At 53.7% G+C, this 17367-nt stretch carries 15 protein-coding genes and 2 pseudogenes; 13 read left to right on the top strand and 4 right to left on the bottom strand.

All coding sequences use genetic code 11. From position 1 onward, the window contains the following. Window positions 1-5: 5 nt before the first annotated feature. A complete protein-coding gene (locus FEE99_RS04180) occupies window positions 6-539 on the bottom strand; it encodes a cupredoxin domain-containing protein (protein ID WP_019816982.1) in 534 nt (177 codons plus the stop codon). Window positions 540-696: 157 nt separating this feature from the next. Beyond that, entirely contained in the window at window positions 697-1050 is a 354-nt protein-coding gene (locus tag FEE99_RS04175) for a co-regulatory protein PtrA N-terminal domain-containing protein (RefSeq protein WP_024616841.1), read from the bottom strand. A gap of 204 nt (window positions 1051-1254) precedes the next feature. On the opposite strand from FEE99_RS04175, the gene FEE99_RS04170 reads away from it, so the two are divergent. The 5 genes and pseudogenes from FEE99_RS04170 to FEE99_RS04150 all read left to right on the top strand — a co-directional run. Further along, window positions 1255-1941: a heavy metal response regulator transcription factor gene (locus FEE99_RS04170; protein WP_019816984.1), complete on the top strand. Its 687-nt coding sequence runs from the start codon at window positions 1255-1257 to the stop codon at window positions 1939-1941. Next, entirely contained in the window at window positions 1941-3329 is a 1389-nt protein-coding gene (locus FEE99_RS04165; RefSeq protein ID WP_034115519.1) for a heavy metal sensor histidine kinase, read from the top strand. The genes FEE99_RS04170 and FEE99_RS04165 overlap by 1 nt, the downstream gene beginning before the upstream one ends. A gap of 359 nt (window positions 3330-3688) precedes the next feature. Next, the gene (gene copC / locus FEE99_RS04160) at window positions 3689-4072 is read left to right on the top strand and encodes a copper homeostasis periplasmic binding protein CopC (protein ID WP_024014909.1); all 384 of its coding nucleotides are present in this window, start codon (window positions 3689-3691) and stop codon (window positions 4070-4072) included. A gap of 3 nt (window positions 4073-4075) precedes the next feature. Next, entirely contained in the window at window positions 4076-5014 is a 939-nt protein-coding gene (gene copD / locus FEE99_RS04155) for a copper homeostasis membrane protein CopD (RefSeq protein WP_019816987.1), read from the top strand. 73 nt (window positions 5015-5087) lie between these two features. After that, window positions 5088-5311 (top strand): annotated as a pseudogene (locus FEE99_RS04150) (hypothetical protein); the annotation flags it as partial. A gap of 290 nt (window positions 5312-5601) precedes the next feature. Here the strand turns inward: FEE99_RS04150 and FEE99_RS04145 are convergent. After that, complete coding sequence (locus tag FEE99_RS04145) at window positions 5602-6009, bottom strand: MerR family transcriptional regulator (RefSeq protein WP_019816989.1); 408 nt, start codon at window positions 6007-6009, stop codon at window positions 5602-5604. Between the two features lie 913 nt (window positions 6010-6922). On the opposite strand from FEE99_RS04145, the gene FEE99_RS04140 reads away from it, so the two are divergent. The 3 genes from FEE99_RS04140 to FEE99_RS04130 all read left to right on the top strand — a co-directional run bounded on the left by FEE99_RS04140 (window position 6923) and on the right by FEE99_RS04130 (window position 10366). Beyond that, window positions 6923-8995, top strand: a complete 2073-nt coding sequence (locus tag FEE99_RS04140) for a heavy metal translocating P-type ATPase (RefSeq protein ID WP_237143792.1) — start codon at window positions 6923-6925, stop codon at window positions 8993-8995. A 130-nt stretch (window positions 8996-9125) separates the two neighbouring features. After that, complete coding sequence (lspA, locus tag FEE99_RS04135) at window positions 9126-9629, top strand: signal peptidase II (protein ID WP_019816991.1); 504 nt, start codon at window positions 9126-9128, stop codon at window positions 9627-9629. 143 nt (window positions 9630-9772) lie between these two features. Continuing rightward, window positions 9773-10366 (top strand): helix-turn-helix transcriptional regulator, encoded by a 594-nt coding sequence (locus FEE99_RS04130; RefSeq protein WP_237143793.1) that lies wholly within the window; start codon window positions 9773-9775, stop codon window positions 10364-10366. Between the two features lie 56 nt (window positions 10367-10422). On the opposite strand, the gene FEE99_RS04125 is transcribed toward FEE99_RS04130, so the two are convergent. Continuing rightward, window positions 10423-11316, bottom strand: coding sequence for a cation transporter (locus FEE99_RS04125; RefSeq protein ID WP_032872266.1), 894 nt, complete (start codon window positions 11314-11316; stop codon window positions 10423-10425). 158 nt (window positions 11317-11474) lie between these two features. Between FEE99_RS04125 and FEE99_RS04120 the strand changes: the two genes are divergently transcribed. The 5 genes and pseudogenes from FEE99_RS04120 to FEE99_RS04100 all read left to right on the top strand — a co-directional run bounded on the left by FEE99_RS04120 (window position 11475) and on the right by FEE99_RS04100 (window position 17367). Beyond that, window positions 11475-12347: a sterol desaturase family protein gene (locus FEE99_RS04120; RefSeq protein WP_034115612.1), complete on the top strand. Its 873-nt coding sequence runs from the start codon at window positions 11475-11477 to the stop codon at window positions 12345-12347. 356 nt (window positions 12348-12703) lie between these two features. Further along, a complete protein-coding gene (locus tag FEE99_RS04115; protein ID WP_034115613.1) occupies window positions 12704-13870 on the top strand; it encodes an SAVED domain-containing protein in 1167 nt (388 codons plus the stop codon). After that, on the top strand, window positions 13871-15121 hold the full coding sequence (locus FEE99_RS04110) for a nucleotidyltransferase domain-containing protein (protein ID WP_041476534.1): 1251 nt from the start codon (window positions 13871-13873) through the stop codon (window positions 15119-15121). Further along, window positions 15105-16888 (top strand): annotated as a pseudogene (locus FEE99_RS04105) (HesA/MoeB/ThiF family protein). Before FEE99_RS04110 ends, FEE99_RS04105 begins: the two are co-directional and overlap by 17 nt. After that, the gene (locus tag FEE99_RS04100; protein WP_019816998.1) at window positions 16885-17367 is read left to right on the top strand and encodes a Mov34/MPN/PAD-1 family protein; all 483 of its coding nucleotides are present in this window, start codon (window positions 16885-16887) and stop codon (window positions 17365-17367) included. Before FEE99_RS04105 ends, FEE99_RS04100 begins: the two are co-directional and overlap by 4 nt.

Genomic DNA, 17367 nt, shown 5'->3' with positions numbered 1-17367 from the left:
CCGGTTTATTTCAGATCAAATTCGCCGACCATTCCCGATTGGTAATGCCCCGGCACGTTGCAGGCAAACTGAAGCCCTGCACTGTCGTTGAAGGTCCAGATCAGCTCTTGGGTTGAGCCAGGCTCAATCAGGACACTGTTAGGGTCGTCATGCTCCATTGCGACCATCTTCATTCCGCCCATGCCGTGGCTCATGCCGCTCATCTTCCCGGTACCGGTAGGGCTTAGTGTTCCGTTCTTGAACATGCTTGCCATTTCTTTCTGGTGTGCTGCATGAGCAGCGGCTTTGCCGATGTTGAACTCATGCAGCAGCGAACCCTCGTTGCGAAGGACAAAGCGGATTGTTTCACCAGGTTTTACGTCGATGCTTTTAGGCTTGAAAAAAATGTCGCCCATCTCGACCTCAACCGTGCGGGTAACGTCAGAGGCCACACCAGGCTGGCCTATGTCGTCTTGTCCATGCCCTGCATTAGCCATAGCCGTGGCAGCGAAAAACAGGGTCATTGCTGCGATGAACGGGGTAGCGAGCGTAGTTTTCATGGTGACCTCAGGAATACGTGGGAACATTGGCTATGCTAATGATGCTCAGCTGCCAGCTAACTGACTTGGGCATTACTTCTTTGTCAGTTTTCTAAATAGATACGGCGTCCAATTGACGCCGCAACAAGATGCTGACAAGTACTTATCCAGGGGGCGTTTATTGATGGTTTTCTGAAAGCATCAATTTGTGCTCGCGCTGCATCTGGCGCAAAACGTCATCAACGATTTTGTCGTGCTTCTCCATCCAGGCTAGATGCTCTTGGGGTGACATTGAGGCATCTGGGTGATCGTTGTGGAGCTGGCTCATGATGTCCCCAAGCATCTTCATGTGTTCTGCCATGTGGACGTGACGCTCTCCTTCAGGGGCTTGTTCAGCTTTCATCAACGTGGCTTCGGCCTTGTCGCGCAAACCTTCCATACGCTCAATGACTCGATCTCCGCCGCTTTCAGCCCACACAGAAGCCGAGACCAGTATCGAGCTTACAAAAAACAGCATTTTCAGGCGGTTCATAGGGGTAGCTCCTCATGAGGGAATCCGACTTCCATACGATTCATCGCTCAGAGGTCGGTCGAGCACCAATGAAGTACTCATGTCTGAACCCTAGCCAGCACTCGCTGACATCTACCTGAAGCCAAGATTACTTTTCTGTCAGTTGCTGGTTGGCAGCCAGTTTTCGTTGCAGACTCCGCTTAACCTTTATCTGAGAACGACCTCATGAGACTTCTTGTCGCTGAAGACGAACCAAAAATAGGTATCTATTTGCAGCAAGGGCTCAACGAGGCCGGGTTCAATGTCGACCGTTTCACGAATGGAAAAGAGGCGCTTCAGCACGCTTTGAGCGAAGCCTATGATCTGCTGATTCTCGACGTCATGATGCCGGGTTTGGATGGCTGGGAAGTCCTGCAGAAGGTTCGCGCTTCCGGGAAAGACGTCCCGGTGCTTTTTCTCACCGCCAGAGACCGCGTTGAAGACCGAGTGAAGGGACTTGAACTCGGTGCGGATGACTATCTGATCAAACCCTTCGCGTTTTCTGAATTGCTTGCTCGAGTCAGAACGCTGTTGCGTCGCGGTAGCAGCGCACCTTCGCAAACCTTTATGAAACTGGCTGACCTTGAAGTGGACCTGCTCAAGCGTCGAGCCATCCGAGGAGGCAAACGCATAGACCTTACGGCCAAAGAGTTCGCGTTGCTTGAGCTTCTGCTGCGTCGTCGAGGGGAGGTGCTGCCAAAGTCTCTTATCGCCTCCCAGGTTTGGGATATGAACTTCGACAGCGATACCAACGTTATCGAGGTTGCAGTGAGACGGCTCAGGGCCAAGATAGACGACGATTTTGAGGTCAAGTTGATTCATACCTCAAGGGGAATGGGTTACATGCTCGATGCACCAGATTCGGAGTCGTGATGAACCGGATGTCCCTGACGACTCGTATGAGTCTGATGTTTATGCTCGCGGTTACGGCCGTGCTCACGGTCGCCGGACTCAGTTTCAATAACCTCAGTCGGCATCATTTCAAGATGCTGGATCAGCAGGCATTGTACGAGAAGCTCCACTCGACCCAGCGAATCTTGTCCGGGCTGAGCAGCATCGATCAATTCAGCGAGGCTAAACCGGAGTTAGAGGCGCTGCTTGGCGCTCACCGTGATTTGACCGCGCTTATCATCGATGGCGACGGCAAGGTGCTGTTTGCGGATCCCGGCCCGGTCAACGTGCCAGAGGCGTTTCGCAAAACCACAAACACAACCGTCTGGGAATGGCGGGAGCAAGACCAGATGTTCCGTGGTGTGACTGCGCAATCCGTAGTGACGGGACAAGAAAGGCCATTAATTGTCATGTTGATTTTTGACGTGACGCAGCATATGTCCTTTTTTGAGACGCTCGAACGATGGTTTTGGATAGGGTTGGTGATCAGCGCATTGGTCAGTGCTGCACTCGGCTGGATGGTCGCTAGCAGTGGCATGCGGCCTATTCGCCAGGTCACACGGGTTGCTGCCTCCATGTCAGCAAAATCACTCAAGGAGCGTATTCCCCTGGCACCCGTTCCGAAAGAGCTTCAACAGATGGTGTTGTCGTTCAACGCCATGTTATCCAGGCTCGACGATGCATTTGTCCGGTTATCCAACTTTTCGGCCGACATTGCCCACGAACTACGGACCCCCGTAAGCAACTTGATGACCCACACTGAAGTGGTGCTTTCAAGAAAAAGAAACATCGAGGACTACGAAGACAATTTGTACTCCAATCTTGATGACTTGAAGCGCATGAGCCGGATGATTGATGACATGCTTTTTCTGGCGAAATCAGACAACGGTCTAATTACCCACGAGAACAAGCCAATAGACCTGGTGGCTGTCGTGGAAAAATTGCTTGAGTACTACCGCCTGTTGGCTGATGAACGAGGGATCGAGCTCAAGGTTTCAGGACGGGGGAGCGTGCGAGGTGATGTCCTTATGCTCCACCGAGCGATTTCCAATCTGCTCTCAAATGCGCTGCGCTACACCTATGAAGGGACGTCAATCAGTGTCGATATTCAGCACAAGGACGCGTCGGTAACGGTTGTCGTGGAAAACCATGGTGAGCCCATTGCTCCCGAACACCTTGAAAAGCTGTTTGACCGTTTTTATCGCGTGGACCCAGCTCGGCGAGAAGGAAGTCCGAGCAACGCAGGGCTAGGTCTGTCAATTACCCGATCAATTGTCGAAGCGCACAATGGCAAGATCTGGTGTACGTCAGGCGACGGGAAAACGGCTTTTCATCTTGAGTTTCCGGCCGTCGATTCCACGGTTAGCTGAGCGACAAAACATTGGGACCAACGACGTCTTGGCGTTCTGCGTTTGCTACGCCTCTGCGGATTTTTCAAAGTGATTGAGCTCCCCTGTCCTGCGGTACGCCGTGTCTTTTCCAGGTCTTGCTACGCTCAACGATTAGATGCCAAACATCGGATCAAGCTGACTGAAATGTAATCGAACAGTTTGTGATCGTGTGGCATCGTGTTCTCGCACTGTGACGTTAGGGCTAGCGAGTTTCTCCTGTTCAACCTGGCGAAGAGGACGGGGGCTCCAAGTTAATCAACAGTGGTTTTTAAAGAAATTAAAAACTAGTTCCTCCCAAAAAACCTCGAATCAACAGCGCTTGCTGTGAGGAGTCTTGCATGTCATTCCTTAAAACTACGTCCGTGGCTGTTGCAATCACTGCTGGTTTGCTTCTGAGTGCAGTGGCCCAGGCACATCCAAAACTACTTTCTTCCACTCCGGCAGAAGGCTCGGATGCGGCGGCTCCGTCGAAAATCGAACTGCATTTTTCTGAGAATCTCACCACTCAGTTCTCCGGTGCAAAGCTGATCATGACCGACATGCCAGGCATGCCTAACTCACCCATGGGTGTAAAGGCCGCCGTCGCTGCTGGTGGTGATCCGAAAACCATGGTGATTACGCCGGCTGCACCGCTGACCACCGGCACCTACAAAGTTGAATGGCGTGCAGTGTCTTCGGACACCCACCCGATCACCGGCAACTTTTCATTCAAAGTGAAATAATCCATGAGCGACTCATTAAATATCGTGGTTCGCTTTGCTCTCTATTTTGACCTGATGTTGTTATTTGGACTGGCCATATTTGGCTTGTACAGCCTCAGGGGAAAGGAAAGGGTATCGGGCACGGTCTTGAACTTTGAGTCGCTTCTCTACGGTACTTCTGTTGCAGGTGTAGTTCTGTCCCTTGCTGCGATGTTGTTGCTTGCAAAAGCAATGAGCGGTGTATCGGAGCTTATGGAGCTACATCACCACATTTTTGAAATGGTCATCATGGGCACCGACGTTGGGCTGACCTGGATGGTTCGGATAGCCGCCTTGGTGGGGGCAATTCTGGGCGTCGCGTTGAATAAACGATATCCGACACCCAGCCTCTGGATCGTCACCGTCTGTGGAGCAATCGCGTTGGCCACGCTAGCCTGGACGGGGCATGGTGCAATGGACGAAGGCAGCCGCCGCTACTGGCATTTTCTCAGCGACATTTTCCATTTATTAGCGGCAGGTGGCTGGTTGGGTGCTCTAGCGGCCTTCGCTCTACTGCTACGGTTGAAATCGCTGAAGGGTGAGGAGGAAGCACGTATTCTTGCCCGCGTGCTGACTGGCTTTGAGTCGGCCGGCGGTGTGATTGTTGCGATCATAAGCGTTACGGGAGTAGTAAATTACCTTTTCATCGTCGGTCCCAACCTTGATGAGGTCATGCTCAGTACCTATGGCCAGTTGCTGTTTTTGAAGATCCTGCTCTTTGCCGGGATGATCGTTTTAGCGACGCTGAACCGCTTTCACTTAAGCCCGCTATTGGAGCGCTCGGTTCGCAATGGTCAATACTCTGTAGCGGTCAATGCCTTGCGCCGCAGCATGAAATTCGAATTCCTGATGGCAATCCTCATCATCTGTCTTGTCGCATGGTTAGGCACGCTAAGTCCTGAAATGGAAATGAGCGCGCAATAGAGGTTTCTGGCAGCTAACCCAGAAGCCTGGAGCGTGATTGTTAGCACCATTTCTACTGGCTACACTTCAGCCCATGACACGCTGTCTACGGCTTTGCCTGATTTTCCTGATTAGCCTGGCGCTTCCCCTCAGCGGGATGGCGGGTGTTCAAGCGCCGGAGAGCCATGTCCAATGAAACCCTTGGATGGCGGATGACAACATGGGCCAACGCTGCCGCCGTGACATGAAGTCCCCCGAACTCGGTGAACCCCGTAAGCCGAGCAAGGGTGCAAAACAGGCGGTAAGCTGCACATTTCAAAGCGGCAATGAATTTACCCTGTCGCACGGTTAAGCACTTTGCGTCAGAAATTTAATAAGCACGGAGGTGTCGGTGGTTCAATAATGATAACTGAGCACGGTTAACTTAGAGCTATTACCATCGATTTTCCCACATGTCGCCGCATGCGGTTTTAATGGGATGGCAAATTTGCGAACCACAGGACAATCCTAAGGCACGCATCCTGAAATAAACCAAGATAGCGGACTTTATTGCACAATGACGATTCTCACCTCGTACAATCTCTACGCACATGGAGTCTTTTGCCGCGTTAACTACGATTCGACAATGATTCAATGATGCGACATTGCTCTATAACACCACCGTGGCAGCAAACACTCAGTCGTGTCAGTTCGGCTTCTAAACCTCGTAAGTCCTGAATACGGATTCGAACTTGTTGGAGTTGCCCTTGCACTTTCGCATCCACAGCGGCGCAGGAAGCGTCGCGTCGGTCAGCCAGGCCGAGTAGATCGCGAATGTCATCGACGCTGAACCCAAGCGCGCGGCTGCGACGGATAAACAGCAGCCGGTTGCGCTCTTCATCTGTGTAAAAGCGATAACCCGACGGTGATCTTCCAGCAGAAGGCAGCAGCCCTGACTGCTCGTAATAGCGGATGGTTACGGCTTTGGTATCGGTCAGCTTCGCCAAGGCACCGATCGTGTACGTGGGCGCATTCATTTCTCTTGACCCTATAGTTGCTGGAATCCTCATTCTACTCGCGTCAGGCAACAAGCAAATCCTTGCTCACCGTTCTACCGATCGCCAGGCCTCTGATCGATGAAAACCCTCCCCGCCGATCTCTTCAACTCGAGTTTGGACGCTTTGCTCTGCACATGGCTGCTTACCTTCGTAGCAGAGCTTCTGTGCTGCTCGTCGGCCGCCGCATAGGGCAAGTGCCCTGTGTGCTTTGCTGTGAGGACGGGATGCCGCCTGATATTAGCGTCACGAAATAGGACGCCGTTGATGCCAACACCGTAGGCGCGAGGGGAAGCAGCATTTCCTATCTACTACCGGCCACTTACTCACTGTGATCACGTTGAACATGAATGGTCGCTGGTGGATGCCTTAAGGCATCGAAGAATCTCTTGACCTTATAGTGGCTATAAGGTGTTCACTCTCGCCATGAAAAGCGGAGAGCGTTCTCATGAAAAACTGTTGCGGTGACGAGCAAGCACCAAAAAAGCCAGCGGGCGTGGACGTTTTTGACCCTGTCGCATCCGGGAGCTGCTGTGCGACTTCCGCAACATCGGGTGAAGACGAAACCGATCGAGATCGAACTACCAGTTGCTGTTCTTCTAAGACCTCGGACGTGAATCCTGCGCTTTCAACAACCAAAAGTGCGGATGGCTGCTCTGCTGGAGGCAACGGCGGAAAGACAAGCTGCTCCACTTCATCTCCGACATCTTCTCAATATCCACCTACCGAACCGAACGAGCCCACCACCTCGGTTGTTACCGATGCATGTTGCTCTGCATCTGGAACGGATGGCCCAAGCGCGTGCGCATCCAAAGTGTCATCAGCCGTTGTCAACGACACGGCTCGCTTGAGTCGTTTCCGGATTGGGCAAATGTGCTGTCCTACCGAGCAGGCGATGATTGAGGGCAAGCTTGCAAAGATGCCTGGAATTCAGAAATTGGAATTCAACATGATGAACCGTACTCTAGGTGTCTGGCACGAATTGCCACATACCCTGGGAATCGAAGCGGCCGTGTCATCGCTTGGTATGCAGGCGGAACCGTTGAATGGCGCGGTCGACGTACCAGGCGCGGATAAGCAGCAAAGCCAGTTTGAAGCTGAATCACTGCGCAAAAGCACCTGGTGGCCGTTAGCGCTGTCTGGTATTGCTGCGGTAGGCGCGGAAATTTTGCATTTCACCCAGACAGCCCCCGAATGGGTGATTGCTGCTGTAGCTTTAATCTCGGTAGCACTCTGCGGGCCCGCGACTTACAAGAAAGGTTGGATCTCTCTCAAAAATTTCAATCTCAACATAAACGCGTTGATGAGCATTGCGGTGACGGGAGCGGTCCTGATTGGGCAGTGGCCAGAAGCGGCGATGGTCATGTTTTTATTTACTGTTGCCGAATTGGTTGAGGCCAAGTCGTTGGATCGTGCACGCAATGCGATCAAAGGACTGATGGACTTGACCCCAAATCATGCAACGGTGCGCCAGGCAGACGGCAGTTGGCTGGACGTAGATGTCAAAACCGTCCAGATCAGCTCCTTGGTTCGAGTTCGCCCCGGCGAGCGCATTGGTCTGGATGGCAACGTGATCTCCGGCAACTCTACCGTAAACCAAGCCCCTATCACCGGGGAAAGCTTGCCCATCGAGAAAGCTGTCGGTGACCCTGTTTATGCCGGCTCGATCAATGAGTCCGGTTCCTTCGAGTACCGCGTGACGGCTGAGGCCAGCAATACGACACTGGCCCGGATTATTCATGCTGTGGAGGAAGCCCAAGGTTCACGCGCCCCGATCCAGCGGGTCGTCGATAAGTTCGCCAAGGTTTATACGCCATCGGTGTTTTTCTTCGCCCTTGCCGTTGCGATATTCCCGCCCCTGTTTATGGCCGGATTATGGGCTGACTGGATTTATCGGGCGCTGGTGCTTCTGGTAGTCGCTTGCCCTTGCGCACTGGTGATTTCGACCCCGGTGACCATTGTAAGCGGCCTCGCGGCAGCGGCGCGAAAAGGCATTTTAATCAAGGGCGGGGCGTACCTGGAAAGCGGTCGCAAGATCACCCATCTGGCCTTGGATAAAACTGGGACCATTACCCATGGCAAGCCCGTACAGACCGATTTCCTGCCTCTAGCTGATGGATTATCTAGAGATTATCGCATTGCCGCCGCAAGCCTTGCCCAACGTTCGGATCATCCGGTTTCGCGGGCTATTGCCAAACAAACGGCCCAGCAATCGCTGCGGTTGCTGGAAGTGGATAACTTCGAAGCGCTGCTGGGCCGAGGGGTCCGCGGCGAGATCGAGGGTAAGCGCTACCAGTTGGGTAACCATCGTTTGTTGGAGGAGTTGGGGTTCTGCTCACCTAATACCGAAGCCGCCCTGGGCCACCTTGAGCGGCAAGGGAAAACTGTAGTCATTCTGTCCGATGACAAACGGGCGCTGGCGTTGTTTGCAGTCGCCGATACGGTAAAAGCCACCAGCCGAGCCGCAATCGAGGAGCTTCACGCGTTAGGTGTGAAGACTGTGATGTTGACAGGGGACAACCCACATACCGCGCTGGCAATTGCCGCGCAGGTAAACATTGACGAGGCCAAGGGCAATCTCCTACCGATCGATAAGCTCAAAGCCATCGAAGCCTTGATCGATCATAAAGGCACCGTCGGCATGGTCGGTGACGGAATAAACGATGCCCCTGCGCTTGCTCGGGCTGATGTGGGCTTCGCGATGGGGGCAGCTGGCACCGATACGGCGATCGAGACTGCTGACGTAGCAATCATGGATGATGATTTGCGCAAGATTCCTGCCTTCATTCGTCTCTCCCGCCAGACCGGAGCAGTACTTACGCAAAACATTGCGCTCGCGCTGGGCGTTAAAGCCATCTTCCTAGCCGTTACGCTCACTGGTCACGCTACGATGTGGATGGCGGTATTCGCGGATATGGGGGTAAGCCTGTTGGTAGTACTGAATGGCCTGCGCTTGCTGCGCAAATGATACGGACACGATGCCTGCTTTGCTGTTCCAAGACCTGGATCCCAGTGGGTGATACCGCACGAGCAAGAGTCAGTGCTTTTCAAAAAATACCAGTTTCAGATGTACTGGAACGGTTACTACGGAATAGCCAATGAACGGTTTCCCAATGACAGCTCGTGTACAGCCGCCTACTTTGTGGTGGGGAATTGCAGCGGTCCTGGCGTTGATCGATCAAAGTCTAAAGCTTGGCGTCGAGCACCTTTATGAGCTGGGCTCATCGGTCGCCGTAGGCTCATTTTTCAACATAGTGCATGCACGCAATACCGGCGCCGCGTTCAGCTTCTTGGCTGACGCTGGAGGCTGGCAGCGTTACCTTTTCGTTGTTGTTGCGCTAGCCGTAGCATTGACGCTCGTCGCGATCCTTCAACGGGAACGTCACTGGAGCGAAGCCTTGGGCTATTGTCTCGTTTTGGGTGGGGCTGTTGGCAATCTTATCGACCGTTCTTTGCGAGGCTTTGTCGTGGACTATCTGGATTTTCACTATCAAGGCTGGCACTGGCCCGCGTTTAATCTCGCAGATATATGTATTGTCAGCGGCGCATCGTTTTTATTGGTCATAAGCGTGATTAGCCCCGCGTCGCCAAGCAAACGTTGACGATGGAGCGCCACCTTCCAGTACGTGTCCTAAGGTGGTCTGGTCGCGCATGGCTAACGCCTGGGTTAGCGGTTTTTGCTGGGCATGCTGGTCATCAAGATTGGCATCAGCATCAGGCTCACCAAATAGCTATAGGTATCGACGTGCCTGTAACAGTGGAATGCCTGCCGCGTCAGCACACCGAGTTTGCAGTGTTTATTCCAGCCGGTGTTCGGCATCGAATCAGCGGAGCCCTCATCGTTTCAATCTACTTGGACGTCTTGGCAGAAGAGGGCCAGGTTTTGCCGAAGACCATGACGCCGATTCCGATCAATATCGCCCCGGCTGACGCCGCACTAATTGCTGACTCCTTGAAGGCAGGCGCGGGAGACACTCGGTCCGCAGTGCGAAAAGCCCTACAGATAACCGATGCACCTCCAGTCGCCGATCCTCGCCTGGCAATAGTCAGCACGGCCATTTACCAGGGCATTGTACGACGTGAAGAGTTGGCAGCACTGGTACACCTGTCCCCAACTCGATTCTCGCATTGGTTCGTGGAACAAACCGGTTTGCCGCTGCGTAGCTATGCTAAATGGCTACGACTGACCCAAGCTGTTCGACATCTGGCATCCGGAGAACCTATAACCACCGCTGCGCACGCGTCAGGCTTCTCCGACTCAGCCCACTTTTCCAGAACCTTTCGCTCGCTGTTGGGTATAGATCCCTCATCGGCGCTCGCCGAAGTGAGCTTGCATTAAGCGACTAGGTTAGAGGCTTGCGGCCTTAGCTACAGGCCGCTCGCCGATTGGAATAGTTAAGCTTTTAGAGCCAGGATTCGACGTGCGCCGTTCAAAACGATCAGGCCAACGACCGTACCAATCACCAAGTCTGGGTACGGAGACCCTGTCCAAGCGACCAATGCTCCTGCAGCGATTACGCCAACGTTCGCAATCACATCGTTGGCTGAGAAAATCCAACTCGCTTTCATGTGTGCTCCTCCTTCGCGGTGGCTGTAGATCAGCCACAGGCAAGTGACGTTTGCCACCAGCGCGACGGCGCCTATCCCCATCATCAGCATGGATTCAGGTTCACTGCCATAGAGAAAGCGTCGAGCAACTTCCAAAAGCACACCCAAAGCTAGAATGATCTGAAACATACCTGCCAGGTGTGCTGCACGTACTTGCATTCCCGCGCTGCGGCCGACCGCAAAGAGGGCCAGCCCGTAAACGGCCGCATCAGCAAACATGTCCAGCGAGTCGGCAATCAGCCCCGTCGATTGGGCAATCAGGCCAGCACTCATTTCGGCGAGAAACATTGCACCATTGATGCCGAGCAATATTTTTAATGTGCTGGCTTCCTTTGAAGCGTTTTGCTCTTCATTGGCACTGTTGGCTGATACGGACTCTGGGCTGATGGGCTGCGTATCTAATAGCCTTGCCCCCAAGCCAAGTGACTCCAACTTGGTAGCGATCTGCTCTACGGCCCCTTCGTGAAAAACACTCACCTGTCTACCGGATAGGTCAAAAGAAAGTGAAGCTATTTCCTGCAAGCCATTCAGCGCGAGTCTGATCATCCGTTCTTCGGAAGGACAGTCCATTTTTGGTACTGAAAATTTGCTGATCCATGTCCCTTCATTTAATGGCTTAGCTGCTGCTTCTGGGCCTGCTGAAGCCGGGCCACAGCCACAGGATTTGTCACACGAACTCATGGGGCCGCTCCTCTAAATACACTTGATCCTGTCGATTACAAACCTTCTAGCCGCTATAAGGTCAAGCGAGGATATTCATCATTCGATTGTAGCTCTTTCGTTCAATCCAAACGCCAGCCTGTGACTTATCGTCTTCGCTTCCTAAAAGGAGGTGAGCGATGATCATTATTTTCCGATACGTCATACGTTGGATGAGCTATCCGCTCATATTTGGTGGCACCGCTGCGTTCATGGTTTGGGCGCTTTACACCGGGATTCCGCCATGGCCCACAACACTCCTGATCGCTATTGTGAGCTTGTTCACGATCGCCGCGCTGGAGCAATTCCAACCCTTTCGTCAATCCTGGCTCGAAGATCATCAAGACACCTCGACCGATTTATTGCATATGCTGGTCAACCTTTCTGTCATTCAGTTCACTGCTGAAGTCCTCGCCAAGCTTGGCGATGCGGTGCCGGCATCAGTTCGCCTTTTTCCCAGCGAGAGTCCCCTCTGGTTACAGCTGGTTCTGGTCGCAACCGTCCTCGATTTAAGCCTGTATGTCATGCATCGCATCAGCCATCGGGTGCATTGGCTGTGGCGTATGCACATGATTCATCACAGCGCTGATCGCCTTTATTGGATGAATGGGGAGCGCAGACATCCGCTGCATGCGGCGCTAATGGCCGGACCGGGGCTGGTGGTTCTGCTCGCCTCAGGTGCGCCGTCGGCCGTTATCGCGACTTGGTTCAGCATCTTGACCGTTCATTTAGCCTTCCAGCATTCGAACCTGGACTACTCGTTGGGCTGGTTACGCAACGTGATTGGAGTCGCCGAGACACATCGCTGGCACCATAAGCGAGAGTTCGAAGATGCCCAGGTCAACTTCGGAGAGTTTTTACTTATTTGGGATCACCTATTTGGAACCTTCTATGACGCAGCAAACAAGCTCGGTGATGCGCAGGTAGGGCTAAAAGAGCGAGACTTTCCAACAGGCTATCGTGCGCAGCTAATCGCGCCGTTTAGGCGCAAGCCTCAGAACCGTATGATCTGAAGTTGCGTACCACGAAACGCCTATTCGCGCATTTACTGCCATGTGTTGTAGGGTCGCGTAGTGACGAACGTCGTAGGGTATGAGGAAGGTATGTATCGAAATTAGGGAGTTTATGTCTTTCGCATAAACTCCCTAATTTCAATACATACGCTGTGCTCAGCACCCCATTCCCAGCACTTGCCCAAAACGAATGCGGCCATCACTTCGTTTCGCTGAGTCACAAAGTGTCCGGTTCGAAGCCGATCCAGCGCCCATCACCCTCGAATCGCTCTTGAAATCAAAGCAAATGGCCTTAAGATGATCTTATCTTGCCATCATCGTTTTTAATCATGGATGTTTCTCGGGGGTAGGTCGGAATGGCAGAACAAGAAGATGCTAAGCCCGCAAGCGGGCGCTTCAACACAAATGAAGAGACGAAGCGGATCGTATGGACACAGACCGCTGGTCATTGTGAACTGTGCGGTACGGATCTGACGTTCGACTATCGTGCTGGCAAGCCAATGAGATGGGGCGAAGTGGCGCATATTCTGCCCGCCAGTCCCAAAGGCCCTCGGGGACGCGCGGATCATGATGCTGAGGCGCACACTAACGATACCGCTAATCTGATGCTCCTGTGCCCAGGTTGTCATGACAAAATTGATCGTGATGCAGACGGGTATCCTGAAAATGATTTGAGTGGTTTACACCAAGCGTACCTGGAACGCATCCGACTCGCCGCAACGACCCCCGATGGTGGTAGAGCCATTCCTCTCATCGTCCTGAGTCAGCATTTCCAGACGATCAACGACATTCCCGTTCGCGATCTGTTGACTGCGATGTCGGCTGAAGGACTAACGGCCTTCGATCAAGGCATTAAAATCACTTTCCCTGCACCCGGACCGCGAGGTAGGGACGCGACCTATTGGCAGAACATCAAAGACAGTGTCCAGTATGAGTTGGAGCAGCAACTCAAGCGTCGCGGCGGCACCTACGGCGATGCGCCTGCACTAGCTGTAGTGGGCTTGGCCGATATCCCGGCATTGATGATGTTGGGCCAGGGTATCGGCGACCGTTCCAAACGCTTGATCTTCTCCTTCCACCGCGAGCATCGGTTGCGCTGGCCCGATCAGTCCGCTGAGCCGCCCGCTTTTTTGTTTACACCTCCCTCCGACGGCGACGGGCCACTGGCGCTTGTGCTCTCCATTTCTGCGCAAGTCCCGGTTCGCGACGTGACCGACGCTCTGCCCGGTGCACGTATTGCAGAGCTGTCGATCCCAGAACCAAGCTATGCGATGGTACAGAACCGTCGGGTGATTCATGCCTTTCGTGACGCACTTCAAATACGGCTGAGCCAGCTTGAAGCTCTGACTCCTGAACCGATCCACGTCTTCGCCGCTATTCCTGCGGCATTGGCCATCGAGTTTGGTGCGTTGCTCACAACGCAGCATCAACATACGTACCTGATCTTTGATCGGGACAAAGAAAACCAAGATCGGTTTACGCAAACGCTGCAATTGGGCTCGATAGCCCAGGAGGCTAGGTAAATGCTGTTGAGCAACGAACAGACCAAGCGCAACAGTTGGGAATATTTTCTGCTTCGCGCCGCGCGGGAAATCTCGCTGTCGGAAGCGCAGTACCAGAAAATCAATGACCGCTACTCCCAACTGGAAAAAATCCTCTCGGCCTCCGACAACCCGCTCCTCGCTGAGGCCCATATCTTCGTTCAAGGCTCGATGCGGCTGAAAACGACCATCAAGCCAATCCCCGGTGCGCCTGCGGATCTGGACACCATTGATGCGGACGCGATTATCTGGCTCCCTCACGCTCAAGGCGCTAGTGCGAAGGAAGTTCTAGAAGCGATTGAGCAGCGTTTTAGGGAAGGCTCCCGCGTTCAGGAAGAAGTTAAGCAATTACGTCGTGGCATCCGGATTGTTTATGCCGACGAGAATCCAGGCTTCCACATCGATGTCACCCCCGCACGTGCGATCAACGGAAATGGCGAAGCCAACGGCGAGGGTAAACTGGAGGTTCCGGATCGGGTCACAGGGTGGAAAGCAAGCAGCCCTATCCCGTACTCGAATTGGTTACAGGTTGCCTCTGCCCAGGAAATTTCTCTGGAAAGCTTGGTAGTTGCCAAAAGCCAGCGGATGCTCGATGCCGCGACACAAGATCCTTTGCCGCATTATCAGGATTACATCGATCAAGATCCCCTGCGTGCGACCATAAAGCTGCTCAAGCGGCATCGCGATGAATGGGCCATCAACACAAGGAGCGCTGATACTCGCCCCATATCCGCTGTCATAACCACTTTGGCCACTCACGCATACCTGGATGTCGTGAAGGAATCACAGTCGAAGCCTTTGGCTCCGCTCGATGCAATTTTGGAAATCGTTCGTAGAATGCCGCAGCACATCGCGCATAGAGGTAACGATTGCTTTGTCTGCAACCCTGCCGATAACGGCGAAAACTTTGCAGAAAAGTGGAATCGACCAGGCGAGGGGCAAGGCTATCGACAAGCATTTGCCAAGTGGCATGCGGACGCCAGTGCATCCGTATCATTGGGTTTGGAAAGTTTTGAATCCAATGATTCCTTTGCAGAAGCAGTGAAAAAGAATTTCGGTATTGCACCGGCATTCATTTCGGCAGTGAACAATGAGATCCCTGCGAATTGGACCATGCCCGGCCGACCGGATGGCACTACTCGAAACTCTGCTTCGATGGGTTCGCTCTTCGGAGGAGCCAGCGGTGGCGGAACCTCTCAGTCGAGCGTAAAGCCAGTTGGACGCCTTGGCTGATCCTATTACGACGCCATTGCAGCGCGGAATCGCCGCACTGCGAAATACCCTAGGTCAGGATGCTGCCGATGCGTTGCTCCAGCCCGCACCCATGCGGGCTGACGAAGCGGCGTCCTTTCACTTTCCCTTGCCCATCGATTACACGGGCCAGGAGCGGCGACTGCGTATTGGTTTTCCCTCCAACTTCCCCCGTGGGCTTTTGCGACTGAACGTCGAACCCTCTCCGTGGCTGGTCTGGCCGCATGCCACCAAGTCGGGGCTTTGCCTTCATGGCTTTCAGGAACGCCCCATTATGGGCTCCCCGGAGGTCGTTGTAGAGGACAGCCTTAATCGCCTAGCCCAGATCGTTTCGTTGTCCAAGATGGGATCAAGCCAGGCAACGCGCGATATCGAATTTCAGAATGAGATCACTACCTACTGGTCTTTCCAGCACGGTCAGTCATTCCAGAACCTCTTACTTTTGGATCGACCCCAGGCCGCCTCGCAATTGTTTGCGCTCAGCGATCCGCGCCGGGCTGTGCCATCCGGACAGGAAACGGTTTGGCTAGCATCGAACGTAGCTGCACTCAAAGGGCATTACCGACGGGTTGTCGGGCGCTCCGCTGTCATTCGCGCGGCCGAAACTCCCGGTTTTTACGTCAAGCTTCAGACCTATCCGGATATCCGCACCCCGGATCCAGAAGATCTAATGCTGTGGCTAACACCACATCTTCAACCAGACGATGCCGAGCAATTGCTGGCATGGTTTGAGCAGCATGGAACGTTGGCAAATCGATGGATTGTTCTAGAGCTTCCAGGGGGGACGGATGCTCCAACTTATTGCCTCAATGTACGCTCGCTTGGCGTACAGCAGGAGCGGGGGCAAAGTTTGGCTTGCGTACAGCGCGCCGCAGGCCAGCGATCGCAAATGCACATCCTCCGGCGCTCGTCCGAGCAACTGCCCTGGACGTGCTTGATCGAGCGTCCATTCTGTCCCGCGATAAAAGCGGCACTGCACAGCGCCTTGAAAATGCTCGGGTAGTTTGCGTTGGTGTTGGCTCGCTAGGCAGTGCGGTGGCAATACAGTTGGCACGATCCGGTGTTGGCCACCTTACCCTCATCGATCCTGACACCTTGGTGTCAGCCAATCTGGGAAGGCATGTTCTGGGAGCGGATAGCCTAGGGAGATTGAAAGCGTCAGCGTTGAGGGACAAGATTCTGTTAGATCTCCCGACGACAGAATGCACCGCTTATTCGACATTCGCCGAAGTGGTGATGAGCAGCAAACCAGAAGTGTTCGATAATGCAGATCTGGTGGTGATTACGACAGCAGACTGGCAGTCGGAGGTCACTGTATGGCGAGCCAAATCCAGCGGCGTTCCTTGGGGGGTCTTACAAGCCTGGAGCGAACCGTACACCCAGGTAGGCCATGCGCTATTCGCACCAGCCGGCACCTTTGATGGCCGTCATCTATTCACGGACGTCGGCGATTTCTTGCATAAATTTACAGAGTGGCCGGGAGGGGGTGTGGTTCCATTGCCCGCTTGTGGGGAGAGCTTTATCCCAGGCGGCTCGCTGGGGATGACCAATATCGCCTCTATGGTTTCGCACACGGCCTTACGCGCATTGACCGGCAACATTGCCACTGCATCTTGGGTCAGCAGTATCTACAGGCCTGAAGATGTGCCGAGCCTGGGAGGCCAATACCATGGGCCCGAACTGCCAGATGGGGCGCAGCAAATTTTACTCGAGCGCGGATGGCCGGAAGATAAGGACGAAACGGTATGACGGATATTGCGTGGCGCTGGCGATGGCCGGAAGTTAATTCCGAGCTATTGGTGTCCCAAGCTGTCGCGGACATCTTGAATAGTCATCGGCAGGGCCTTTTTGGCGTGGAGCGAGGGGGACAGTTATTCGTCAATCCGGTTGATCCCAAAGGGTTGCTGCTGGCCTCGGCCACGTTGCCTCATCGCGCTGATCGGTCAGGCTGGTCTTGGCTAGAATTGGATGCGGAGCGATGCCGTCTGGAGATCCAGGCTGCCAACGAACAAGGGTTACGTCTAGTGGGCTATTGGCATACGCATCCCCAATCCATTCCAGTGATATCTCCGGCAGACATCGGAAGTTTTTCCAAATTTGCTGCACGTTACACGCAGGATCTGCCGCACCCCATAGCCGTTATTGTCGGCAAGTCCGAAAAACCAGAAGGTATCAAGGCTTGGTCATTCAGGGACGGCAGATACATTGAGGCAACCTGGGTCGGATGA

The organism is Pseudomonas sp. ef1, from assembly GCF_007293365.2.
Lineage (GTDB): Bacteria > Pseudomonadota > Gammaproteobacteria > Pseudomonadales > Pseudomonadaceae > Aquipseudomonas > Aquipseudomonas siliginis.
This window is presented reverse-complemented; position numbering and strand designations above follow the sequence as displayed.

Bases quoted from the DNA above. Each gene is read 5' to 3' on its own strand.
- FEE99_RS04180 (WP_019816982.1), bottom strand. From the start codon at position 539: ATGAAAACTACGCTCGCTACCCCGTTCATCGCAGCAATGACCCTGTTT.
- FEE99_RS04175 (WP_024616841.1), bottom strand. From the start codon at position 1,050: ATGAACCGCCTGAAAATGCTGTTTTTTGTAAGCTCGATACTGGTCTCG.
- FEE99_RS04170 (WP_019816984.1), top strand. From the start codon at position 1,255: ATGAGACTTCTTGTCGCTGAAGACGAACCAAAAATAGGTATCTATTTG.
- FEE99_RS04165 (WP_034115519.1), top strand. From the start codon at position 1,941: ATGAACCGGATGTCCCTGACGACTCGTATGAGTCTGATGTTTATGCTC.
- copC (WP_024014909.1), top strand. From the start codon at position 3,689: ATGTCATTCCTTAAAACTACGTCCGTGGCTGTTGCAATCACTGCTGGT.
- copD (WP_019816987.1), top strand. From the start codon at position 4,076: ATGAGCGACTCATTAAATATCGTGGTTCGCTTTGCTCTCTATTTTGAC.
- FEE99_RS04145 (WP_019816989.1), bottom strand. From the start codon at position 6,009: ATGAATGCGCCCACGTACACGATCGGTGCCTTGGCGAAGCTGACCGAT.
- FEE99_RS04140 (WP_237143792.1), top strand. From the start codon at position 6,923: ATGATTGAGGGCAAGCTTGCAAAGATGCCTGGAATTCAGAAATTGGAA.
- lspA (WP_019816991.1), top strand. From the start codon at position 9,126: ATGAACGGTTTCCCAATGACAGCTCGTGTACAGCCGCCTACTTTGTGG.
- FEE99_RS04125 (WP_032872266.1), bottom strand. From the start codon at position 11,316: ATGAGTTCGTGTGACAAATCCTGTGGCTGTGGCCCGGCTTCAGCAGGC.
- FEE99_RS04120 (WP_034115612.1), top strand. From the start codon at position 11,475: ATGATCATTATTTTCCGATACGTCATACGTTGGATGAGCTATCCGCTC.
- FEE99_RS04115 (WP_034115613.1), top strand. From the start codon at position 12,704: ATGGCAGAACAAGAAGATGCTAAGCCCGCAAGCGGGCGCTTCAACACA.
- FEE99_RS04110 (WP_041476534.1), top strand. From the start codon at position 13,871: ATGCTGTTGAGCAACGAACAGACCAAGCGCAACAGTTGGGAATATTTT.
- FEE99_RS04100 (WP_019816998.1), top strand. From the start codon at position 16,885: ATGACGGATATTGCGTGGCGCTGGCGATGGCCGGAAGTTAATTCCGAG.